Annotated in this window: 21 protein-coding genes and 3 pseudogenes; 17 read left to right on the plus strand and 7 right to left on the minus strand. The window is 61.3% G+C overall.

The window, feature by feature from the left end; translation table 11 throughout:
* Positions 1 to 17: 17 nt before the first annotated feature.
* Positions 18 to 1121, plus strand: a complete 1104-nt coding sequence (locus tag MAFF_RS28285; RefSeq protein WP_032929046.1) for a calcium:proton antiporter — start codon at positions 18 to 20, stop codon at positions 1119 to 1121.
* A gap of 26 nt (positions 1122 to 1147) precedes the next feature.
* The gene (locus MAFF_RS28290; RefSeq protein WP_010914435.1) at positions 1148 to 1360 is read left to right on the plus strand and encodes a hypothetical protein; all 213 of its coding nucleotides are present in this window, start codon (positions 1148 to 1150) and stop codon (positions 1358 to 1360) included.
* Here MAFF_RS28290 and MAFF_RS28295 read toward each other — a convergent pair.
* Positions 1344 to 2252 (minus strand): LysR family transcriptional regulator, encoded by a 909-nt coding sequence (locus MAFF_RS28295; protein WP_010914436.1) that lies wholly within the window; start codon positions 2250 to 2252, stop codon positions 1344 to 1346. The genes MAFF_RS28290 and MAFF_RS28295 overlap by 17 nt on opposite strands.
* Positions 2253 to 2284: 32 nt before the next feature.
* Here MAFF_RS28295 and MAFF_RS28300 point away from each other — a divergent pair, with 32 nt between their 5' ends.
* A complete protein-coding gene (locus tag MAFF_RS28300) occupies positions 2285 to 3160 on the plus strand; it encodes a class I SAM-dependent methyltransferase (RefSeq protein ID WP_244420640.1) in 876 nt (291 codons plus the stop codon).
* Between the two features lie 12 nt (positions 3161 to 3172).
* Positions 3173 to 3697: a hypothetical protein gene (locus MAFF_RS28305; RefSeq protein WP_010914438.1), complete on the plus strand. Its 525-nt coding sequence runs from the start codon at positions 3173 to 3175 to the stop codon at positions 3695 to 3697.
* 90 nt (positions 3698 to 3787) lie between these two features.
* Here MAFF_RS28305 and MAFF_RS28310 read toward each other — a convergent pair whose 3' ends face one another.
* Positions 3788 to 4696 (minus strand): hydrogen peroxide-inducible genes activator, encoded by a 909-nt coding sequence (locus tag MAFF_RS28310; protein WP_010914439.1) that lies wholly within the window; start codon positions 4694 to 4696, stop codon positions 3788 to 3790.
* 153 nt (positions 4697 to 4849) lie between these two features.
* On the opposite strand from MAFF_RS28310, the gene katG reads away from it, so the two are divergent.
* On the plus strand, positions 4850 to 7048 hold the full coding sequence (gene katG, locus MAFF_RS28315; protein WP_032929051.1) for a catalase/peroxidase HPI: 2199 nt from the start codon (positions 4850 to 4852) through the stop codon (positions 7046 to 7048).
* 70 nt (positions 7049 to 7118) lie between these two features.
* Here the strand turns inward: katG and MAFF_RS28320 are convergent, their stop codons facing one another.
* Positions 7119 to 7796 (minus strand): MIP family channel protein, encoded by a 678-nt coding sequence (locus tag MAFF_RS28320; protein WP_010914441.1) that lies wholly within the window; start codon positions 7794 to 7796, stop codon positions 7119 to 7121.
* A gap of 302 nt (positions 7797 to 8098) precedes the next feature.
* On the opposite strand from MAFF_RS28320, the gene MAFF_RS28325 reads away from it, so the two are divergent.
* The 3 genes from MAFF_RS28325 (at position 8099) to MAFF_RS28335 (ending at position 10607) form a co-directional block, all read left to right on the plus strand.
* Positions 8099 to 9388, plus strand: coding sequence for an RsmB/NOP family class I SAM-dependent RNA methyltransferase (locus MAFF_RS28325; RefSeq protein WP_010914442.1), 1290 nt, complete (start codon positions 8099 to 8101; stop codon positions 9386 to 9388).
* A 125-nt stretch (positions 9389 to 9513) separates the two neighbouring features.
* Positions 9514 to 9972: a PaaI family thioesterase gene (locus MAFF_RS28330; protein WP_023686843.1), complete on the plus strand. Its 459-nt coding sequence runs from the start codon at positions 9514 to 9516 to the stop codon at positions 9970 to 9972.
* Positions 9972 to 10607, plus strand: a complete 636-nt coding sequence (locus tag MAFF_RS28335; protein ID WP_044549491.1) for a 5'-methylthioadenosine/S-adenosylhomocysteine nucleosidase — start codon at positions 9972 to 9974, stop codon at positions 10605 to 10607. Before MAFF_RS28330 ends, MAFF_RS28335 begins: the two co-directional genes overlap by 1 nt.
* Here MAFF_RS28335 and MAFF_RS28340 read toward each other — a convergent pair.
* The gene (locus tag MAFF_RS28340) at positions 10587 to 10937 is read right to left on the minus strand and encodes a hypothetical protein (RefSeq protein ID WP_010914445.1); all 351 of its coding nucleotides are present in this window, start codon (positions 10935 to 10937) and stop codon (positions 10587 to 10589) included. The genes MAFF_RS28335 and MAFF_RS28340 overlap by 21 nt on opposite strands.
* An 84-nt stretch (positions 10938 to 11021) precedes the next feature.
* On the opposite strand from MAFF_RS28340, the gene MAFF_RS28345 reads away from it, so the two are divergent.
* The 3 genes from MAFF_RS28345 to MAFF_RS28355 all read left to right on the plus strand — a co-directional run bounded on the left by MAFF_RS28345 (position 11022) and on the right by MAFF_RS28355 (position 14673).
* Positions 11022 to 11504 carry a MarR family winged helix-turn-helix transcriptional regulator gene (locus MAFF_RS28345; protein ID WP_010914446.1) on the plus strand — a complete coding sequence of 161 codons (483 nt, stop codon included), beginning with the start codon at positions 11022 to 11024 and terminating at the stop codon, positions 11502 to 11504.
* Positions 11505 to 11560: 56 nt separating this feature from the next.
* Positions 11561 to 13123, plus strand: a complete 1563-nt coding sequence (gene guaA, locus MAFF_RS28350; RefSeq protein WP_010914447.1) for a glutamine-hydrolyzing GMP synthase — start codon at positions 11561 to 11563, stop codon at positions 13121 to 13123.
* 293 nt (positions 13124 to 13416) lie between these two features.
* A complete protein-coding gene (locus MAFF_RS28355; protein ID WP_044551466.1) occupies positions 13417 to 14673 on the plus strand; it encodes a tyrosine-type recombinase/integrase in 1257 nt (418 codons plus the stop codon).
* 137 nt (positions 14674 to 14810) lie between these two features.
* On the opposite strand, the gene MAFF_RS28360 is transcribed toward MAFF_RS28355, so the two are convergent.
* Both MAFF_RS28360 and MAFF_RS28365 read right to left on the minus strand, forming a co-directional pair.
* On the minus strand, positions 14811 to 16073 hold the full coding sequence (locus MAFF_RS28360) for a type II toxin-antitoxin system HipA family toxin (RefSeq protein ID WP_010914449.1): 1263 nt from the start codon (positions 16071 to 16073) through the stop codon (positions 14811 to 14813).
* Positions 16051 to 16320, minus strand: a complete 270-nt coding sequence (locus tag MAFF_RS28365; protein WP_048894816.1) for a helix-turn-helix domain-containing protein — start codon at positions 16318 to 16320, stop codon at positions 16051 to 16053. Before MAFF_RS28365 ends, MAFF_RS28360 begins: the two co-directional genes overlap by 23 nt.
* Before the next feature lie 76 nt (positions 16321 to 16396).
* On the opposite strand from MAFF_RS28365, the pseudogene MAFF_RS28370 reads away from it, so the two are divergent.
* Both MAFF_RS28370 and MAFF_RS28375 read left to right on the plus strand, forming a co-directional pair.
* Positions 16397 to 16870 (plus strand): annotated as a pseudogene (locus MAFF_RS28370) (TrbI/VirB10 family protein); the annotation flags it as partial.
* Positions 16871 to 16872: 2 nt separating this feature from the next.
* Positions 16873 to 17096 (plus strand): annotated as a pseudogene (locus MAFF_RS28375) (DUF2274 domain-containing protein).
* A 213-nt stretch (positions 17097 to 17309) separates the two neighbouring features.
* Here MAFF_RS28375 and MAFF_RS28380 read toward each other — a convergent pair.
* A complete protein-coding gene (locus MAFF_RS28380) occupies positions 17310 to 18266 on the minus strand; it encodes an NAD-dependent epimerase/dehydratase family protein (protein WP_010914453.1) in 957 nt (318 codons plus the stop codon).
* A 567-nt stretch (positions 18267 to 18833) separates the two neighbouring features.
* On the opposite strand from MAFF_RS28380, the gene MAFF_RS38395 reads away from it, so the two are divergent.
* The 4 genes and pseudogenes from MAFF_RS38395 (at position 18834) to MAFF_RS28405 (ending at position 22464) form a co-directional block, all read left to right on the plus strand.
* Positions 18834 to 19421 carry a substrate binding domain-containing protein gene (locus MAFF_RS38395; protein ID WP_244420838.1) on the plus strand — a complete coding sequence of 196 codons (588 nt, stop codon included), beginning with the start codon at positions 18834 to 18836 and terminating at the stop codon, positions 19419 to 19421.
* Positions 19422 to 19873: 452 nt separating this feature from the next.
* The gene (locus tag MAFF_RS28390; protein WP_010913642.1) at positions 19874 to 20212 is read left to right on the plus strand and encodes a hypothetical protein; all 339 of its coding nucleotides are present in this window, start codon (positions 19874 to 19876) and stop codon (positions 20210 to 20212) included.
* A gap of 62 nt (positions 20213 to 20274) precedes the next feature.
* Positions 20275 to 21041, plus strand: a pseudogene (locus MAFF_RS38400) (IS5 family transposase).
* A 22-nt stretch (positions 21042 to 21063) separates the two neighbouring features.
* Entirely contained in the window at positions 21064 to 22464 is a 1401-nt protein-coding gene (locus MAFF_RS28405) for an aminotransferase (RefSeq protein ID WP_010914455.1), read from the plus strand.
* The last annotated feature ends 143 nt before the right edge of the window (positions 22465 to 22607 follow it).

Here is a 22607-nt window from a genome sequence, read left to right on the forward strand (position 1 = left end):
AGCGCACGGGGGCTTGGATGAGCGGTTTCGGACGATCGGTGACTTCCTATGCGATGCCGCTGGCCGCCCTGGTGATGGCTGTTGCGGTCAGATCCAGCGGGCTGTCGGTGGACCAGGGTTCGCTGAACGCCAGGATCCTTGTCGGTGCGCTGTCGAGTGCGATCATGTTCGTCACCATTTTCGTGGTGCTCGACCACGCCGAGGCGGTGGCTCGGCGGGTAGGGGAGCCGTACGGCACGCTGGTGCTGACCTTTGCCGTGACGGCAATCGAAGTGTCGATCATCGTTTCCATGATGCTGCATGGAGAGAACAACCCGACGCTGGCACGGGAGTCCGTCTTCTCGACGGTGATGATCACATCCACCGGCGTTGTCGGCATGTGTCTCGCGCTTGGCGGCTGGCGTCATCGCAAGCAGGCCATCGTACGGCAAGGGACCAGTGCCTATCTGGCGGTTCTGATCGCGCTGACCGTCATGACGCTTATTCTGCCGACCTATACCCAGGCCACGGATCCCGGCACGTTTTCGGCAGCCCAACTTGGTTTCGTCAGCGTCCTTTCAGTGCTGCTCTATGCAAGCTTCGTGTTCGCGCAGACCGTCCGGCACCGGGAAGACTTTATCCAGGGACAACCACACGACGTTTCGGTGCGCGCTGCCCCTCACGGGAACATCTCTGCCAGTGCTCTGCTGCTGATGGCCGGGCTGATCGGAATTGTCATGCTCGCCGAGCAGGTCGCGGCAAGCGTCGAAGATACGCTCGTTGCCTATCGGGTGACCCAGACTGACAGCATTGTGGGGGCAATGATCGCGGGGCTGGTGTTGATGCCGGAGGCCATTTCGGCGGTGCGCGCTTCACTCAACAACGAGCTGCAGCGCGGCTTGAATGTCGCGATGGGTTCGGCTTGCGCCACGATCGGCCTGACCATACCGGGAGTCGCAGCCGCCAGCCTGCTGACGGGGAGAGGACTGACCCTGGGGCTGCCGGCTGCCGATGCGGTCCTCTTGGTCTTGGCGCTTTTCATATGCAATGTAAGCTTCAGCACTGAAAGAACGACGTTCTTGACCGGAATGGTCCATCTTGTAGTGTTTTTTACTTATATATTTCTGATATTTATACCATGAAATCCCTTAGATAAGCGTGCGATCAGATGCGGGCATCCGTTGATCAGGAAGCCGTTATCGACCGGGTAATCGAGAGAGCAATCATTCCCTTCCGCACCGAATTGCCGATGACGGTGGCCGGCAAGTCGCAGAAGTTCCTGATGCATCAGGCGATGGTGGAAGAGCTGGGCTGGTGGCGCAGAAGACGGCGTAGCCGGGGAAGCGCCAAGGCGGCGGCACCCCTCAGATCGCGGATTTGAGGTGGTCGATGAAGGCGCGCAGCTTCGGCAGGATCTGGCGCTTGCCGGGGTGATAGAGGAAGACGCCCGGCGTCGTCGCCGCGATGGTGTCCAGCACGGGTTCGAGTTTTCCCTGTTCTATCGGACCCTCGGCGACCGGTCGTGGGATCTGCGCCAGCCCAATCCCCCGCATCGCGGCCCCGAGCAACGTCGGATAGTCGTGCGCGATCAGCGGGCCTGAGACCATGGCCTCGATCGCCTCGTTGCCGTCGACGAACGTCCATGGCGCGATGGCGCCGTTCGAACGGCGCAGGCGCAGGCAGGCGTGGTTGCGCAAATCGTCGATACGCTCAGGGCGGCCATGGCGATCGAGATAGTCGGGACTGCCGACGACCACGAACCGGAAGGACGGGGTCAGCCGCACCGCCACCATGTCGGTGGCAATGAACTGGCCGAGGCGGATGCCGGCATCGAACCCGCCGGTCGCCAGATCGACCATCTCGTCGCTCGCGGCGATCTCCAGTTCGACTTCGGGATAGGCCTGGCAGAACGACGCAATCACCGGCTCAAGGATTAACGGCACGACGGCGCGCGGCACCGACAGGCGTAGCAGGCCGGTCGGTCGCTGGCCTATGTCACGCGCGGCCTCGCCTGCGGCGACGATCTCCTCGAAGCCAGGGCCGGCACGGTCGAGGAAGCGCTGACCGGCCTCGGTCAGGCCGACACTGCGCGTCGTGCGGACAAACAGCGCCGCGCCGATGCGGGCTTCCAGCGCACGCACCGCCTGGCTCACGGCCGACGGCGTCACCCCGAGATCGGCGGCGGCGCGGCGGAAGTTGCGGTGTCTGGCGACAGCCAGGAACACCTCGACGCCCTCCAGCGCCCCGTGCCGGATTGTGTAGTTCTGCTTCATGGGTTGTTGTTATTACAGCGGATAGTCGAACGATGGAAGCGGGTTTAGGTAAGAGCTTGAGACAGGAGCATCTTGCCATGACCGATGAACTTGATGGAGTGCGCGACCACTATCGCGCGACCGGCCTGACTGAACGGTTGAGGGCGGTACTGGCTGCCTTCGGCCCTGAGGATCGGCTTCTCACGCCGCAGCAACTGGGCACCCTCGACCAGTTTCACACCCGTGGGCTTGCCGCCACCGCCGAGCTTGCCCAATTGGCTGACATCACCGCTGGCATGTCGGTTCTGGACGTCGGCTCGGGCGTCGGCGGGCCGGCGCGCTTCCTGGCCGCGACTTATGGCTGCCGGGTTACCGGTGTGGATCTCAGCGAGCCTTTCGTGGATGCCGCGCGCTATCTGACCGAGCGCACGGGGCAGGGCGGGCAATTGTCGTTCCAGACCGTCAGCGCCCTTGAGCTTCCGTTCGAGGACGGCCACTTCGACATTGCGCTGCTGCAGCATGTGGCAATGAACATCTTCGACCGGGGGCGGCTCTATCGCGAGATTCGGCGCGTACTGAAATCAGGCGGCAGGTTTGCCACCTTCGACGTGGTGCTGCGCGACGGCCAGCCGCACTATCCGCTTCCCTGGGCGCGAACGCCGGCGACGAGCTTCCTCCTGACAGTCGACGCGACGCGTGAGGCGATCGAGCCGGCCGGCTTCCGTATGCTGGCATGGCAAGACGACACTGAGACCGCCAAGGCCTGGTTCGCACAGTTGCGGGCGTCGGGTCCGCCGCCTTCGCCAAATCTCGGCGTTGTGATGGGGCCGGACTTCGCCGAGCTTACCGCCAATTTGGGACGAAATCTCATGCAAGGCCGGCTCGGCATCCTGACCGCGGTGTTCGAGGCCGCATCGACCAACAGCTGACAGGAGACCGCAATGTCGACGGAACCCCTTTTTCAGACCCATCTCGTTCTCGGCTATGTCGCGTGGCTGCTTTGCTTCAGTGCGTACATCTGGCCCTGGCTGAGCTCGATGGACGGGGTTGCGGCGCAGCGCGCCATTGCCACCCTGCACAGTTTCCGCTTCTTTGGGCTCGTCTTCATCCTTCCGGGCGTCGTCAGCCCTGACCTGCCCGCCAACTTCGCCGCCTTTGCAGCTTATGGCGACTTCGCAACAGGGGTGCTGGCCATGCTGGCGCTGTTTACCGTGAGGATACGCCCGCTTTTCTGGCTCTTCGTCGTCGCCTTCAATATCGTTGGGACAGTCGACCTCATCGTCGACTATTACCTCGCTATCCAGGCCGACCTTCCTGCCCATGCAGGATTGTTTGGCGCCACCTACGCCATCCCGGTCATCTATGTGCCGCTGCTGATGATCACGCACGCCGCCGCGTTCTATTTTCTGGCACGTCCGCGCCAGAGGGCGCCCCGTGCGATCAAGGACGAGGCCACCGCTTCCTAGGTCATCATCTGGGAGTGTGCGGTGATCGCAAACTCGTAATCGCAGTGGACCTGTCGGTCCCGGACTCTGTGACGCCTGGCTGGTCGCTTCTCACGCGGCCAACACCGCCGCGCCGAGGCTGCGAATGATCTTGGCGAGTTCGACACATTCGCCGTGCCTTGCATTGTTGCGCCGCCAGGCGAGGCAGATCATGCGCTGCGGCATCGGCTCCTGGAACGGTACGATCTTGAGGTCGGGGATGGTGCCGGCGGGGCCGGTCGCCATTTCGGGGATCAGCGTGACCCCGAGCCCGTGCGCCACCATCTGCAACAGCGTGGTCAGGCTGGTGGCGCCATAACTGGCCATCGCTACCGGCCGCACATTGCCGCAGACGGCGAGCGCCTGTTCGCGCAGGCAATGGCCTTCTTCCAGCAGCATAAGCCTTTCCAGCGCCGGGCTTTCGGGCGGGACCGGCGGCGAGGCGAAGGCCGGGTCGCCAGCCGGCACGGCAAGGAAGAACCGGTCCGAAAACAACGCCTCGGCGATCAGGCCTGGATGATCGAGCGGAAGCGCGGCGATAAAGGCGTCGAGCTTGCGCGAGGCTATGTCATCGACCAGCGAGGTAGTGACCGCCTCGCGCAATTCGAGCAGCAGGGCCGGGAAATGCTTTTTCAGTTCGGGCAAAGCGCGTGGCAGGAGATACGGCGCGACGGTCGGAATGATGCCCAGCCGGAAGCGTCCCTCCATCGCTGTGCGGCCGCGCCTGGCCGTCGTTTCGACGTCGCGTATGTCGGCGAGGATGCGTTCGATGCGCGGCAAAAGCGCGATCGCCTCGTCAGTCATGCGCACCGACTTGCCGCCGCGTTCGAAGAGCCGGCAGTTCAGCCGTTGCTCCATCTCCGCGATCTGCGAGGACAGTGCCGGCTGGCTGACGCCGGCCAGTTTTGCCGCACGGCCGAAATGCAGCGTCTGCGCCAGCGCGTCGAAATAATGCATCTGGCGAACTGTCAATCCGATCATAAGAAAATCCTATCGAAATGAACAGGAAAGGCAATTTGTTTTTATCAGCAATGCGGCCTAGTCTGGAATCGTTCCAGATTGGTGCGGTCGCCGGTCGGCCCCAAAATCTTGGCAAAAAATCAAATCAAACCTCGGCAAAATCGGAGCAGTGATATGGACGCGAAAACCGACGACAACAGCGCGGGCAAATGCCCTGTGGCGCATGGATCCGCCGGTCGGACCAACCGTGATTGGTGGCCGAACCAGCTGAACGTCCAGATCCTGCATCAGCAGTCCTCTCTGTCCGACCCGATGGGTGAGGCGTTCGACTATGCCGAGGAATTCAAGAGCCTCGACCTCGACGCCGTCATCAAGGACCTGCACGCGCTGATGACGGATTCGCAGGAGTGGTGGCCGGCCGATTTCGGCCACTACGGCCCGCTGTTCATCCGGATGGCCTGGCACAGCGCAGGCACCTACCGCATTGCCGACGGCCGCGGCGGCGCCGGGGCTGGCCAGCAGCGTTTCGCGCCGCTCAACAGCTGGCCGGACAATGTCAACCTCGACAAGGCCCGCCGGCTTTTGTGGCCGATCAAGCAGAAATATGGCCGCAAGATCTCCTGGGCCGACCTTCTGATCCTCACCGGCAACGTCGCGCTGGAATCGATGGGCTTCAAGACCTTTGGCTTTGCCGGCGGCCGCGCCGACGTCTGGGAGCCTGAGCAGGACGTTTACTGGGGTCCCGAAGGCAAGTGGCTGGCCGACGAGCGCTACAGCGGCGACCGTGACCTGCAGAACCCGCTCGGCGCCGTGCAGATGGGGCTGATCTACGTCAATCCGGAGGGACCGAACGGCAATCCGGATCCGCTGGCCGCGGCGCGCGATATCAGGGACACATTCGCGCGTATGGCGATGAACGACGAGGAAACCGTAGCACTCATCGCCGGCGGCCATACGTTCGGCAAGACCCATGGTGCGGGTGACGCGAGCCTGGTGGGTGTCGAGCCGGAAGGCGCTGATATCGAGCAGCAGGGCCTTGGCTGGGCGAGCAAATTCGGCACCGGCAAGGGCGGTGACGCCATCGGCAGCGGTCTGGAAGTCATTTGGACGACGACGCCGACCAAATGGAGCAACAACTTCTTCGACAATCTGTTCGGCTTCGACTGGGAACTGACCAAGAGCCCGGCAGGCGCGCATCAATGGACGCCGAAGGGTGGCGCCGGTGCCGGCACGGTGCCGGACGCACACAACTCGGCCAAGCGTCACGCACCCTCCATGCTGACCACCGACCTCGCGCTGCGTTTCGATCCGTCCTACGCAACGATCTCGAAGCGCTTCCATGAGAATCCGGATCAGTTCGCCGACGCCTTCGCCCGCGCCTGGTACAAGCTGACCCACCGCGACATGGGCCCGGTCGCCCGTTATCTCGGCCCGTTGGTTCCGAAGGAAGAGCTGCCCTGGCAGGACGTCATCCCGGTGGTCGATCATGTGCTGATCGACGAGCAGGATGCCGAAGCGCTCAAGGCTGAGATTCTGGCCTCCGGCCTGTCCGTGTCGCAGCTGGTTTCGACGGCGTGGGCGTCGGCCTCCACCTTCCGCGGTTCTGACAAGCGTGGCGGTGCCAATGGCGCGCGCATCCGCCTCAGCCCGCAGAAGGACTGGGCCGTCAACCAGCCGGCCGAGCTCGCCAAGGTGCTCGACAAGCTCCAGGCGATCGCCAAGGACTTCAATGCCGCACAGACCGGCAGCAAGAAGGTCTCGCTTGCCGATCTGATCGTTCTCGGCGGCAACGCCGGCATCGAGAAGGCCGCGAAGGCCGCCGGCCACAGCGTCGACGTTCCGTTCTGGCCGGGGCGCATGGACGCCTCGCAGGAGCAGACCGACATTCACTCCTTCGCGCCGCTGGAGCCGACTGTTGACGGCTTCCGCAACTATGTCAGCGGCAAGCAGCGGCTGACCGTCGAAGAGGCGCTGGTCGACCGGGCGCAGTTGCTGACGCTGACCGCGCCTGAGCTGACGGTTCTCGTCGGTGGCCTGCGCGTTCTCGGCGCCAATGCCGGACAGTCGAAGCATGGCGTGTTCACCAAACAGCCGGAAACGCTGAGCAACGACTTCTTCGTCAACCTGCTCGACATGGGCACGGAGTGGAAGGCGACATCGGATGCCAAGGACGTGTTCGAAGGCCGCGACCGCAAGACCGGTGAAGTGAAGTGGACGGGCACCCGCGCCGACCTGATCTTCGGTTCGCACTCGCAGTTGCGCGCGCTTGCCGAAGTCTATGCGACGGCGGACGCCAAGGCGAAGTTCGCCAAGGACTTCGTCGTGGCCTGGACCAAGGTGATGAACGCCGACCGTTTCGACATCGCCGGCTGATCCAGACAAAGCTCTATCCAACAAAAAAGGCGCGGGCCGTGACCCGCGCCTTTTGCATTCAGGCGTTCGATCAATCCTTCTCGAAGATGCGTGCCTTGGCGACGACGCCGGCGATGGCGCCGCCGATCAGCGGGGCGACGATGAACAGCCAGAGCTGGCTGAGCGCGGCACCGCCGGTGAACAGAGCCGGGCCGATGGAGCGGGCCGGATTGACCGAGGTGCCGGTGACCGGGATCATGGCGAAGTGAATGCCGGCCAGCGTCAGGCCGATGACCAGGCCGGCAAACGCCGTCGAGTGCTTTTCAGCGGTAACGCCGAGGATCACCGTGACGAAGGTGAAGGTGCCGATCAGTTCCCACAGGAAGGCCGAGCTCATGCCCCATTTCGTCTCGTCCCAGCCATTGGCGCCGAAACCGCCGGTGTGGCCGCCGGCCTGGCCGGAAACAATGATCCACAGCGCCAGCGAAGCCAGGATGGCGCCAATGATCTGCGCGATCCAGTAGGGGATGACGTCCTTGGCCGGCAGCCGGCCGGCGAGGAAGACGCCGAGTGTCACCGCCGGATTGAGATGTGCGCCCGAAATCGGGCCGATCGCATAGGCCGCGGCGATGAGGCCGATGCCGAATGCCAGACCGATACCTTCCTGGCCGAGCGGCAGCGCGCCGCCGAAGCCGCCCGTCACCACCGACGCCGTGCCGATGAACACCAACAGAAATGTGCCTAGAACTTCAGCCAGATAAGTTTTCATTGCCCTCTCCTCGTAGCGATCCGCCGGTCCGCGTTTTCCGCGCCGCGAATCATGGCGTTAAGAGTATTCCCAACGGAAAAACTTGGAAAGCAGAGCGGTTGCGCCACAAACCGTGCTTGCGGTTGCCAGTCGTGAACATTAGAGACCTTGCATCTATTGATCGATCTGCTGTTGCCGGCCCGCGATATTTATCGATCGGACAGATTTCAGGCGGCCTCTTCGTCGCGTGACGGAGCGGGGTTCAATCCGGACGCGAAAGGCTCTAAGAGCAGGCGATAAATCTCGATTTGATGGAATGATCAATGCGACTGGGCGGACGGCTGGCAGCGGCCATCGAAGTGCTGGAGGACATTGGCCGGCGTCACCGGCCGGTGGCCGATGCGCTGAAGGATTGGGGCCTGTCACACCGCTTCGCCGGCGGCGGTGATCGCGCGGCGATCGGCAACATCGTCTACGACGCGCTGCGCCACAAACGCTCCGCCGGATGGCTGCTCGGCGAAGACACGCCGCGCGCCGTCGGCTTCGGCGCATTGCTGCTCGAATGGGGCCACACGGCGCAGTCGCTCAACGACGCGCTCGACGGCGACAAGTTCGCGCCGCCGCTGCTCAGCGCCACCGAGCTGCAGACGATCGCCGGTCGCGGGCTTGCCGACGCGCCGCTCGCGGTGCGCGCCGATATACCCGATTGGTGTGAACCGCTTTTCGAACGGGCTTTTGGCGAGGCATGGGTCGGGGAGGGCGCGGCGCTGGCGACGCGCCCGCCGCTCGACATAAGGGTCAACACGCTGCAAGCCGATCGCGCCAGGGTGCTCAAGGAACTGGCCGATACAGGGGCGCAAGCCGCGCGGATCGCGCCGCTCGGCATCCGCATTCCGCCCATCGATGGCGACGGCAGACACCCGAACGTGCAAGCCGAGCCCGCCTTCCAGAAGGGCTGGTTCGAGGTCCAGGACGAGGGCTCGCAAATAGCGGCGACACTTGCCGGTGCCGAGGCCGGCATGCAGGTGCTCGACTTTTGCGCCGGCGCCGGCGGCAAGACGCTGGCACTGTCGGCTGCGATGGACAATCGCGGCCAGATATTTGCCCATGATGCCGAAAAGGCGCGGCTGGCGCCAATCTTCGACCGCATCCGCCGCTCGGAAAACCGCAACGTCCAGGTCGTCACCAAGCCGGCCGAACTCGCTCCGCTCTCCAATCACATGGACATCGTGCTGGTCGACGCGCCTTGCACCGGCAGCGGCACCTGGCGGCGCCGTCCCGATGCCAAATGGCGGCTGACGCAAAGGCAGCTCGATGCCCGCAAGGGCGAGCAGTCGGCGATCCTCGATGCGGCACAAGCCTATGTCAAACCCGGCGGCCTGCTGGTCTACATCACCTGCTCGGTATTCTCCGAGGAGAATGGCGAGCAGATCGCCACGTTCCGCGACCGCGACAGCCGTTTTGTTCCAGTCGACCACCGTGCACTGTGGGACAGCCATTTTCCGGGCCACGAGGCGGCCGCGCGGATCGGTTCTGCCGGCGATATCTCGCTGTCGCCATTGCTGAGCGGAACGGACGGGTTTTATTTCTGCGCGCTGCGCCGGGCCAACTGAGCCGGCCGGATCGCCAATGTCTCCACATGGCGGCCGACGGGCGAATTGTTGCAGTGCAGCAATTGCGATTGCCTGCCGCCCATCCCTCTGCAATAAGCTTTGCCAGACAAACGAAGGCAATTGCGATGGCAGCAAAGATCGTACCGGCTCCCGATTATGAGGATCGCGTCAGGGCGTCCTTCGCGCGCCAGCAGGCGATGGCGACGATCGGCGCCGAGCTGACACTGGTGACGCCCGGCATCATCGAGATCGAGATGCCCTATTCGGCGGCGCTCACCCAGCAGCATGGCTTCCTGCATGCCGGCGTCATCTCGACGGCGCTGGACTCGGCCTGCGGCTACGCGGCCTTTTCGCTGATGCCGGAAAATTCCGGCGTGCTGACCATCGAATTCAAGGTCAACCTTCTGGCGCCGGGCAGGGGCGAACGGTTCCTATTCCGAGGCTCGGTGACCAAGCCCGGCCGCACCATCATCGTCGCCGATGGCCAGGCCTACGCCTTCGCCGCCGACGGCGAGGCCAAGCTCATCGCCACCATGACGGGAACGATGATGACGGTGGTTGGGCGGGATGGGATAGCGGGGTGATGGCCAACATTACAAGAATTGGCGGCAAGGACGTCCTCTTCGTCATGGCGGCGCAGGCCGAATATGGCCCGCATCTGCAAAAACTGTTCACGCCGCTGATGACGGGCGTCGGTCCGGTCGAGGCAGCCGTCCGGGTCGGCGCGGAACTGTCCTGGCTGAAGTCGCAGCAGGCGTTGCCGGACCTTGTCGTCTCGCTCGGCTCAGCCGGTAGCCGGACCCTGGAACAGACGGAAATCTATCAGGCCGTCTCCGTCAGCTATCGCGACATCGATGCCTCGCCCTTGGGTTTCGAAAGGGGCGCGACCCCTTTTCTTGACCTGCCGGTCACCGCGCCGCTGCCGTTTCGTATTCCCGAAATCAAGCAGGCCACGCTGTCGACCGGCGGCGCCATCATCACCGGCGCTGCCTATGATGCAATCGCGGCCGACATGGTCGACATGGAAACCTTCGCCTGCCTGCGCGCCTGCCAGCTGTTCGATGTGCCCCTGATCGGTCTGCGCGGCATTTCCGACGGCGCGGCCGATCTCAGGCATGTCGGCGACTGGACCGAATATCTCCATGTTATCGACGAAAAGCTGGCCGACGCCGTCATGCGGCTCGAACAGGCGATCGGCTCAGGCCTGCTCGGCATCTGAGCGCAACCAGGTCAAGCCGCGAAGGCTCTCCGGGTCGCCGAAATCGATGCGCAAGATGCGCCCGCGCACAATGCCGGCCGCATCGACATAGTCGATAGCTCCCGGTGTGTGATCGAGTTTCCAGGAGCCGGTTGGGCCGTCCTGCCATTCGACCTTGTAGCCATCGTCCTGCAGCGTCCAAAGTCCGTGGAAACGGGTGCCGTCCGGCAACAGCAAATGCGCCCGGTCCGTGGTTTCGTAGTGGATGAAGGCGCTCTTGCCGCCCATGTCGACCACATGCGTGGTGCCGATCATGATAATGGCCAGCGTGTCCTTGTTCAGAATTGTCATTATCCCTATCCAAAGGTTTGAGTTCGAAAGCGCTCGACGCGAGCAAGGTCGTCAAGTATCTTGACTATATGGAGTCGCGACAAAGTGGTCAAGGAGCTTGACGAAAAAACCGAAGCGCTTCCCGATCACGTCGGCTGGCGCCTGTGGCAGGCAAGCCGTGCCTGGCAGGCCGAATTCGCTGCCGCGATGCGCACAGCCGGCCACGGCTGGTTCACCGAAGCGCGCGCAGGGCTGCTGGGACATATCCCACGCGGCGGCATTCGTCAGGCGGCGCTGATCGAGCGCTCGGCAATCTCCAAGCAGGCGGTCCAACAATTGCTCGACGGGCTGGAGGCGGAGGGCGTGGTGCAGCGTCTCCCCGACCCGCGGGACGGGCGCGGCAAGCTTGTCGGCTACACGCGCAAAGGTCTGGATGCCTTGCGTGACGGCGACCGCATCAAGCTCCAGATCGAGCATGGCTACATCGAGCGCATCGGCCAGCAGCGGTTCGCGGCGCTGATGGATGCATTGCGGACACTCGATGCCGGGCAGGCGGACGCCGGCGATAAAAAGGCCGGCGTTCAGTGAACAGCGCGGCTTTGTAACCCATTGCGTCGACTCATTTCTTTCTCTAAACGCTCGCCATGAAAACAGCCAATCATCCCGACACCGTCCTGATTGTCGATTTCGGCAGCCAGTTTACGCAGCTCATCGCCCGCCGCATCCGCGAGGCCGGCGTGTTTTCCGAGATCGTGCCGTTCCAATCGGCCGAAGCCGCGTTCAAGCGCATCAATCCCAAAGCCGTCATCCTGTCCGGCGGCCCGGCTTCGACGTCCGATATCGGCAGCCCGCGTGCGCCGCAGATCGTCTTCGATGCCGGGGTGCCGGTGCTTGGCATCTGCTATGGCCAGATGGCCATGTGCGTGCAGATGGGCGGTGTCGCCGAAAGCTCCAACCATCGCGAGTTCGGCCGCGCTTTCGTCGAAATCGAGAAGGACAGCCCGCTGTTCGAGGGCCTGTGGGCCACCGGCCAGCGCCATCAGGTGTGGATGAGCCATGGCGACCGGGTCATCGCCTTGCCTCCGGGTTTTCAGGTTTTCGGCAAGTCGGAAAGCTCGCCCTTCGCCATTTTCGGCAATGTCGAGCGCAAGATGTACGGCATCATGTTCCATCCGGAAGTGGTGCACACGCCCGACGGCGCCCGGCTGCTCAGGAACTTCGTCCACAACATCGCCGGCATCGAGGGCGACTGGACGATGCGCGCCTACCGCGAACACGCGGTCGAGGCGATCCGCAAGCAGGTCGGCAAGGGCAAGGTCATCTGCGCGCTGTCGGGCGGTGTGGATTCCTCGGTCGCGGCGCTTTTGATCCACGAGGCGGTTGGCGACCAGCTCACCTGCATCCTCGTCGACCATGGCCTGATGCGCAAGGACGAGGCGGCGGGCGTGGTGGCGATGTTCCGCCAGCACTACAACCTGCCGCTGATCCTGGTCGATGCTTCGGAAAAATTCATCTCGGCGCTGGAAGGCGAGGTTGACCCCGAGAAGAAGCGCAAGACCATCGGCCGGCTGTTCATCGAAGTGTTCGAGGAGGAAGCCAAAAAGCTCGGCGGCGCCGACTTCCTGGCGCAAGGCACGCTCTATCCCGACGTCATCGAAAGTGTCTCCTTCACCGGCGGCCCGTCGGTGACCATCAAGTCGCACCACAATGTGGGCGGCCTGCCCGAGCGCATGAACATGCAATTGGTCGAGCCGCTGCGCGAACTGTTCAAGGACGAGGTGAGGGCGCTCGGCAAGGAGCTCGGCCTGCCCGAAAGCTTCATCGGTCGCCATCCGTTCCCAGGTCCAGGCCTTGCCATACGCTGCCCGGGCGGCATCACGCGCGAGAAGTTGGAGATTCTGCGCGAGGCCGACGCCATCTATCTCGACGAGATCCGCAAGGCCGGCCTCTACGACGCCATCTGGCAGGCCTTCGCCGTGCTCTTGCCGGTGCAGACCGTCGGCGTGATGGGCGACGGCCGCACCTACGAATTCGTCTGCGCGCTGCGCGCCGTCACCTCGGTCGACGGCATGACGGCGGATTTCTACCACTACGACATGGCCTTCCTGGGTGCCGCCGCCACACGCATCATCAACGAGGTCCGTGGCATCAACCGCGTCGTCTACGACGTCACGTCGAAGCCGCCTGGCACGATCGAGTGGGAATGATTCAGACCCACTCAAACGCCGCCGAAAATACGCCAATCTGCGACGTAACGCACTGAATACAAATATAAATCCTTTCAGGGACAATCAGCGACAATCGGCACGCAGCGATTGCCTTCGACGGACCGCTTGACGGACCTTCCGCATATTGCCCACCCGAATTTTTCAAAGTACCGTCAGAGCCAATGAGGCTCGTGACGGTACTTTTTTGTGCCTTAAGGCATTGAAGAAAAAAGGAATTTCCTGCCACCGGCCCTCGAAATTGTACTGACGGTACTTTTCAGGAGGCAATGGGTATGTTGACGGACGTCGCCCTTAAGGCACTGAAACCGAAAGAAAAAATCTACAAGATCGCTGACCGTGACGGCATATACGTTCGCGTTATGCCCAGTGGCGCGATCTCGTTTCGGCTGGATTACAGGCTCAATGGACGCCGTGAGACGATCTATCTAGGCAGATATGGCAGAGACGGGATCTCGCTCGCTTTGGCCCGAGAGAAGTGCCTCGACGCGAAGCGCGCCATTGGCGAGGGGCGATCGCCGGCGATCGAGAAGCAGCGTGACAAGCGTCGCCTGAAAGAGGCTAAGAGTTTTGGCGAGTTCGGGGAGAAGTGGCTCACCGCGGCGCCGATGGCCGACAGCACGCGCGCCATGCGGCGCGCCATCTTCGAGCGGGAGCTTCTTCCGGTCTGGCGCAATCGCCTGCTGACGGAGATTACGCCGGATGACCTGCGGACCCATTGCGGCGCTATTGTTGAGCGTGGCGCTCCGGCTACCGCCATCCACGTTCGAGACATCCTGAAGCAAATCTACGGCTTCGCGATTTTGCACGGGGAAAAGGTGGCCAATCCGGCTGATGAAGTTGGGCCCGCGTCAATTGCTACTTTCGTGCCGAAGGACCGCTCGCTTTCGCCCTCAGAAATTCGCGTGATGCTGAAGCAACTGGAGCACGTTGCCACAATTCCCACTATCCGTTTGGGAATGCGGCTTTATCTGCTCACCATGGTGCGCAAGAGCGAGCTGCAGGACGCGGTGTGGGACGAGGTCGATTTCGAGAATGCTGTCTGGACGATCCCGAAGGAGCGCATGAAGCGATCAAAGGCGCACAACGTCTACCTGTCACGCCAAGCGCTCGACATCATGATTGCCCTGAAGACCTGTGCGGGAAATTCCAGATACCTTCTACCATCGCGGTACGATGCGGACGCCCCGATGTCGCGCGCCACGTTTAATCGGATCACCTACGCAGTCGTTGAACGGGCGAAGGCGAACGGGCTGCCTCTGGAGCCGTTTACGGTTCATGACCTGCGGCGAACGGGCTCGACCCTGTTGAATGAGCTCGGCTTCAACAGCGATTGGATCGAGAAATGTCTGGCGCACGAGGACGGGCGCTCGTCGCGAGGTGTCTACAATAAGGCTGAGTATGAAGTTCAACGCCGCCACATGATGCAGGAATGGTCGGATATCGTCGACGCCTGGGTCGGTGGCAAGAAACATGTGCCGACACTCATTCCGCCGTCGATGCCGATCCTGGCGCCCGATCCGGCGCTTTAACTGGGCGAGCCCATGCTGGCGGAATGCTAGGAGAATTGGCCTGAGCGAGGGCTGGAAGGCCGCGGTGGGTTATAGAGCAGTCAAAACAGCTCGAATATTGGCTATTATGCTAAATTATCGCTGAAATGGCTGATATTTTAGTCGTTTCTCGCTGATGTTGCGTCTAAAGCCTCCATCAGGTGGATCGTCTTTCCCTCGCTAAGGGAGCCCACTCCAGCCTGCCATTCCCTAAGCATCTTTTCGCCGACCTCAGGGAAGCTGGATTCTTCAAAATAGGCCTTCACCCTTCCCGAAACGTCTGAGAGCGCGTCGCAGGTCTGCTCTACGATCTCCGCTACGCGTCCCGGTCGGAGGTTCGCGCGGGTAACGCCCAAACGGTCAAGCTTCTTTCGGTCGGGCCAGGCGGTGGAGCCGTCGAGGGTGAGCGCCATTGCGTCGTTCTTGATGTAGGCCCTTGTCGTGATGAGATCATACACGGGTGCCAGCCGTACCGGGCTTTCCGCGTCCTTGTAAACGACGCCGAAATTCTTCAGGTGTGCATCGCCATTGCGGATACCGCAATTAATCACAAACAGACGGAAAGCGACTTCCAATGACCCAACGGCATTTTCGGGAGAAACGAACTCTTTGATCCGCTTGAAGAGTTTTGTTTCGTACCCTCCGTTGTACTTGTCCTTGCTGGTTACGCCGTTCAGCGCACAGAAGTCCTCATATCCGGAGTACGAGCCGTCCGTTAGGTCGAATCTCTCGACCACGAGAGCCAGACCATCCTCGGATAGCCGGAAGTCCGGCACCTCGAGACCAACTTGTTGAGCTGCCATAAGGCAGAAGAACTCGTTTGCGGCCAATTCGGGATACTCGTCGGGATCCCACATTTTGACGATGTGGGTAGCGCCGCGCACGCTCAGCGACTGGCGTCCGTCCGACGGATCATCTTCCCTGGCTCGCACCAGGACCTTCGGCTGCACTCCAGCGACCCCTGAATGGACTGCATATGTTTCGAGGAGGTCGTTATAGAGATCACCCGCCCGACGGGCGCGCAGCAGGTCGTCAATGCTTCGGAACGGGACATCCTCCACCAGTTCCTCGTCCATGCCAGTGAAGCGGATACGGCCGATCTGCGACCGGCCGACAACGGCCAGCAGGTCTAGGTCGTCGAAGTGACCTAATGCCTTCGCGAAGGCCGTCCTGATCTTCCCTTCAAGTGCCCCCTCAGGGAGGTTCATGTCGAAAATGGGAAGGAGCCCGAACTCCGAATTCCAGGATTCGGTCCGCTTGGGCATCGTGAGCGACACGGCGTCACGGTCGTCGGCCTTCACATCGTACACGAAAGTCGAACCACGCCTGCCGGATCTGTCCAGGACGCCGACCGGCTTGCTACCGACCCAAACGCGCAGCATCGTCTTCCTCCATGATGTCTTCGAGTGTCGGACGCTTGTTGTTGAAGGTCGTCAGTCGGAAATCGAGCCCTACAATGTTCATGAGCGTGAGCACGCCTTTGAAACCCATGTCGGATACCCTGCCGTTCTCAAGCGCCTCGATCCTCGCCCGACTGAGCCCCGAAAGTTCGGCCAGCTTTTCCCGTGTCAGCTTGCGCTGCTTTCTGGCATTCTTGATCTCATTGCCAAGATCGTTCAGATCGATCATTTTTCGCCTCACAAATTAGCTTTTTCGAGCTTTTGTGAGGAAAATAGCTTATATAGTAGCTGTTTTCAAGGGTGTGATGACCGAAAATGTCTATGACAGTCCCACGGGTCGCTCGCTGCTGATCCCGCAAGGTACGCGTGTCATTGGCCAGTACGACAATGGGGTCGGCTTCGGCCAGCGTCGCGTGCTGCTCGTCTGGAGCAGGCTGGTCTTTCCCAACGGACGCTCCATTGTTCTTGAACGCCAGCCTGGCACTGACGCCCAAGGCTATGCCGGCCTTGAGGACGGCGTGGACTACCATTGGGGTGAACTGTTCAACGCGGCCGCACTCACCACCATCCTCAGCGTTGGCGCGGAGGCCGGCTCGTCCGGCCAGGAAAGTGACATCGTGCGCGCCTTACGCGGCGGCGCCTCCGACAGCCTCAGCCAGGTGGGCCAGCAGATCGTCCAGCGCCAACTCAACATCGCACCGACGCTGACGATACGGCCGGGCGTCAATGTGCGTGTCGTCGTTACGCGCGATCTCATGCTCGAACCCTACGGAGGCTGAAAATGGCCAAGCTGAAACTCGGTCCGATTGCAGACGACAAGCCGGTTAAGGTCACAGTGGAACTGCCGGCGCCGCTGCACCGCGATCTGTCCAGATATGCTGAGATCCTTGCCGCGACGCGGGTCAGCCGCCAACTGATCCTGTGCGCCTGATTGTGCCCATGCTTGAGCGATTTATCGCGACGGATCGGGGCTTCGCCAGAGCCAAGCAGGAGCGGAAGGGTTGAGGGTCACCTCGCCGCAAGGCAGAACGAGCAATGCCAAAAGGCAGCACGGTTCACTGCTTTGGACGGCAGTGATGAGTTTCTTGAGATCCATCAGTTCCTCCCATCAGCCCTCCAAAGTTCAAGTTACGCTTGGCGAGAAAAACCCGCATTCTAATTTGATAGACGCAATGCGGGTTTCGACCTGCGCCGAGGCTGAGAAGTATCTGGGCACTCCTACCGGCTGAGTTTCCCGTTCGCCACCAGCCACTCGACGGACTCATACACTGCCTGGAGCGACGAATACCGCGGGTCGTAGCCCAGGAGGTTCCGCGCCTTGGCGATCGAATGGCTCGGGCTGCGTGCAATGTGCTCCCAGGTGGCGCGCCAATTTTCTTCGGTCTGCTTGCCCTTCCACGTATCGAACGGCTCGTAGCTCAGCCGCGGGGCGTGGCCGAACCAGTTGTACAGGGCCTCGGCGTAGCCGCGCAGATTGATCGCCTGAGGCGAGACGGTGTTGAAGGCCTCGCCCACCGCGTTGCTCCAACTCACAATGGCGCGCATCACCATCTGTGCTACGTCGTCGGCATGCACGTGGTGCACTGTCTCGTTGCCAAGATTGGGCAGCACCAGCGGCTCGCCACGGGCGATCTGGGAGAACACACCGACGTCGAAGTGCCCCGCCGGATTGAGCGGCTCCCAGCCAGGCCCCACGATATGGCCGGGACGAAACACCGTGGCTGGAAAACCGTTCCGCCTGGCTTCGTTGAGCAGCCAGCTCTCGATCTCGGCCTTTTGCGTGCCATAGCTGCCGAACGGATTCTTCGGCTGGTCCTCTGTCGCGGGGATTGCGGTATTGTGCCCATAGACCCAGATGGTGCCGCAATGGAGGAAGTGCTGCACCTCGCCTCGCAGCGCACCAACGATCTGCTTGGTGCTGTCGAGGGTGAAGGAAATCATGTCCACCACGATATCGGCCTTCAGCGCGCGGACCTTCTCGCCGAATGTGCCAGCCTTCTCCTCCGTGTCGCGGTCGATCACTACGGGCTCGACCGATTTCCACGCCGCATTCAGCGTATAGGCTGCGCGCTGGCCGCGGCTGACATTGACCACTTCATATCCGGCCTCGACCAGCCGCGGCACTAGGTACGTGCCGACATGCCCGCTGCCGCCGATGATCACTACGCGTGTCATTTTCGCCTCGCCGATTGCTGGCGGATTGTGCCACTGGGAGTTGGCGAACGCCACTCGATTCCGCCGCGGGTCAACGCCCAGACCTGCCGATGCGCACAGAAGTGATCGACGCCATCGTTCTGAAACCGGGCGCGCGGTCGCCATCGGCACCGGGGAGGTAGCGAGAGACTCGGGGGGCGGTGACACGGCCGCATCTGTCTCTCCAATACGGCTTGCGGATTCGTGGTCCGCATTAGTCGGGCTCCTTCTTCGGTTCGCCAGACCATACGAGAGAATACAAAGGAAACGGCTTGGCGAACCATCCGCTAACATATTGATTTTGTGTAGAAAGCGCTGACCCTCAGCGACTAACATAATCGTTATCCGCCAATGGGTTACGAAGCGGTTCGCCCAAATTGATTCAAGAAGCTGATCCAGCCACCCACTGAGCGCATTTATCTTCTATCGAATGGCGCTTTGCGCCTCAATTCTGCCATCCAGCACAGCGTCTGCCGGTCTCAAAGCTGACGCGTAGCCGGAGCCGAGCTCTCAGGGCGCATCAGGATCACGGCTCCAACCATAATCGGCATAACACGCTTACCGGCCATTCTCGCTGCATTCGACTCCAGGCATCCCGGTGTCATTCTGGAGGTCAACCTTACCAATCGGCGTGTCGATCTCATTGCGGAAGGGTTCGACGCCGCCGTCCGGATTGGCGAACTGCCGGATTCCGGTCTGGTTGCTCGGCGTCTGGGGACCTATGGTTTCGCCTGCTGCGCACCTCCAGACTTTGTCCGACGCTACGGCAAGCTCATCCATCCCAGTCAGCTGTCGCAGGCGCGTTGCTTGCTCAATCTCAATTTTGTGCCGCGCAACCGATGGCCCTTTATTGGGCCAAGTGGGGAAGAACTCACGGTCACTGTAGGGGGCGGGATCGAGGTCGACCTTGATGAAGCTCAGCGCAAGCTCGCCATCGATGGTGCCGGTATTGCTTGTTTGCCGCTAGATCTAGTGAAAGGCGATCTTGCTGAAGGGCGCCTGGTGTCGATGTTTTCAGACTGGACCATGCCAACGATGCCCATACACACCGTTCAGCCCTCCCGCCGCTTTGTTCCCCAAAGGGTAAGGGAGTTTCTGACAGTTTTGGCAGCCAGTTTCAGTGACGATCCCATCTGACATTAAGCGAGCACCTAGGCCAAAGCCAGCAAGCGGAATGTCCCGCTCGCGCAAAGCTCCTGTAGGGTGGCCCCGGCAACTTACGGCGAGAGCAGGGCGCTAAACAAATTTGACCGCGACGGACAATCGTTTGGCATTCGTCTGCGTCGACGTGAAAGTCCGCAATTCAGCGCACGGTGATGCGACGCCGCACGCAATGGTCGCGTCATCTTGGCTACCGGAGGGCCAGGGGAAGGACCTGGTTCGTCATTGGCGGCATGCCAGTCTATCAGTGCTCAATGGCAGTGCCAGGACAATGCCAATCGCCAAGGACAGGTTTGTGCGAGATGATCGCTTGGCAACCAGAAAAAGGCGGATGCCTACTTTATAGGCGTTGTCGCACTGTCCAGTGGCTAGAGCGAAAAGGGGTTCCATGCTTCCTACAGCCTAGGTCGTGAACTCATAAACGCTGGATGATTGAGACGCTGGAAAGCAATCACCCGTCGGCTTACAGTCTGACTATGCCGTTTGCCCGCAAATTAATTCTTCACGTTCCGGTATCGGATGAGACCTTGCTCGATGGCTTTGTTGAGCAATGTCTGAATGACGGTGTATCGCTCGTGGCCGTGGTCGGACCAGGCTGCGCGAGGGTTGAAGACATTATCGACGAGATCGTCGTCGGTGACGGAAGCGACGAGACACGCTTTATATCCACGACTTCTCACCCCGATGAGCCATTTGAGGATGTGTTGAACATGGCTAGGGCGTGGGAATTCGAGCGCGGCGATCCCGTCGAAGAGGTCCGGCTGTAAGAGTCGTTGACCGCCCGCAATTTAGGCTTCCATACCACGCCGTTTTCTGATTCAGGCTCCACATGAGCCGATATGACCTGACTGACTTCGAATGGCGCGCGATCGAGCCGCTGTTGCCCAACAAGCCGCGAGGAGTGCCGCGCGTTGACGACCGCAGGGTGCTGAACGGCATCTTCTGGGTGCTGCGATCGGGTGCGCCATGGCGCGATCTGCCGGAGCGATACGGCCCGCGCACCACCTGCTACAATCGCTTCGTCCGATGGCGGAAAGCAGGTGTGTGGGACCGCCTCATGGATGCCATCACCAAAGCCCATGACGGCACGGTGCAGATGATCGACACCTCCATTGTTCGCGTCCATCAGCAGGGCGCGACGGCAAAAAGGGGGATCGAGATCATTGTCTCGGTCGTTCCCGAGGCGGGCTGACAACCAAAATCCATGCTCTTGTCGACGCCCAAGGCAGGCCGATTAAGCTGACGCTCACGGCAGGCCAGAAGAGCGACATCGCCTCCGCAGCGGACTTGATCAAGGAATTGCCGGAGGGTGCCATGCTACTCGCCGACAAGGGCTATGATGCCAACGCCTTGCGCAATGCTGTCACCGAGCGAAAGGCATGGGCCAACATTCCGCCCAAGGCCAACCGCAAGGACGCGATCTGCTTCAGTCCCTTCCTCTACAAGGCGCGCAACCTCGTCGAACGCTTCTTCAACAAGGCCAAGCAATTCCGTCGTATCGCAACCCGATACGACAAGCTGGCTGAGAACTATCTTGCCGCCCTCAAACTCGTCGCAATCCGCATCTGGCTACGCGGTAATGAGTCTACGTCCTAGTCTTTAGATCGTGAGGATTATTATGGTTGAACCTGCTCTCTCGCTAAATGAAACCGGCGCCCCCACCAATGAGCGGTTTCATCTGATTCAGGCCGCCCCTCTGGCCGGCAGTATCGGTGCGGAAGCTCGCGAACTCATCACATCCTCGGAAGATATTTTCGTCACCGATCAGAGCGGAAGAAAACTGATCGACGGACCGGCAGGCATGTGGTGCATCAACGTGGGACATCGCAACCAAGCGCTGGCCGATACATTGCGCGACCAGGCAATGTCGATGACCTATTCAACGCCGTGGTATACAAGCAATGCTCCCGCGGAGAAGCTTGCGCAGATGCTCGCGGAGCGCGCGCCGGGTGACCTCAACCATGTCTTCTTGACGACTGGCGGTTCATCCGCGGTCGAAACAGCAATACGGCTCGTGCAATTCTACAACAACGTCCGCGGACTGCCGCAGAAGAAGTTGTTGATCTCACGCCAAGGAAGCTACCACGGCTCGACATACCTGACCGCGTCGCTGAACGGCCGCCCGCGTGATCACGACTGGATGGATGGCGCAGGCGATCTCGTCAGAAAGCTGACTTGCCCCAATCCCTTCCACCGACCGGCAAACTTGTCGCTGGAGGCGTTCGAAGATTTCCTCGTCAATGAGTTTCGCGCGCTCATCGAGCACGAGGGCGCCCAGCAGATCGCGGCTTTTATCGCCGAACCGATCCAGGCGAGCGGCGGGGTGTTGATGTCGCCGCCGAACTATCTCAAGCGCATGCGAGCGCTCTGCACGGAAAATGACATTCTGTTTATCACTGACGAGGTCGTCACCGCTTTCGGGCGGCTCGGCCATATCTTCGCATCGCAGGACGTGTTCGGAATTCAGCCGGATATGATCACTTTCGCTAAAGGTGTCACGTCAGGGTATTTTCCCCTTGGTGGCGTCATGGTGTCGGATCGCTTGCTCAGCGAACTTCGCCGTCTGAACCATCCCAAAGCAAACTTCGTGCATGGTCTGACCTATTCCAGTCATCCCATCGGCTGCGCGGTGGCAATCCGCAATATCGAACTGCTGGAAGATGGTCTCCTCCATCACGCGCGTGAAATAGGTCCCTACTTTCAAGAGCAGTTACGGACGCTCGAGGAACTACCCCTCGTAGGCGAGGTGCGCGGGGCCGGACTGATGGCGGGGATTGAATGTGTTGCCGATGCCAAGACGGAGGATCGTCTTGATCTCGACCTGACCGTCGGTAAGCGCATCGATTTTCATTGCCAGGAGAATGGATTGCTTGTCCGGCCCCTGATCAATATGTGCGTGATGTCGCCGCCGCTGACAATCAGCCGTTCGCAAATCGACATGATGACCGATGCTCTTCGCAAGGGGATTGAAGCCACCGCGGATGACCTGATCCGTGAGGGACTTTGGAAGCCGGCATGATCCGGCCGCCTGCCTTCCTTTTAGGCAGGGCAGATGGCTAGACGACAACCAACCAGCCTGAACATTTTTGAAGCCGGGCCTGAAGCTCCATCGGATGCCCTTCAGGTGCTGAAGCGTTGGAACACCGGACTATCGAGCCAGAA

The organism is Mesorhizobium japonicum MAFF 303099 (genome assembly GCF_000009625.1).
Taxonomy (GTDB): Bacteria; Pseudomonadota; Alphaproteobacteria; order Rhizobiales; family Rhizobiaceae; genus Mesorhizobium; species Mesorhizobium japonicum.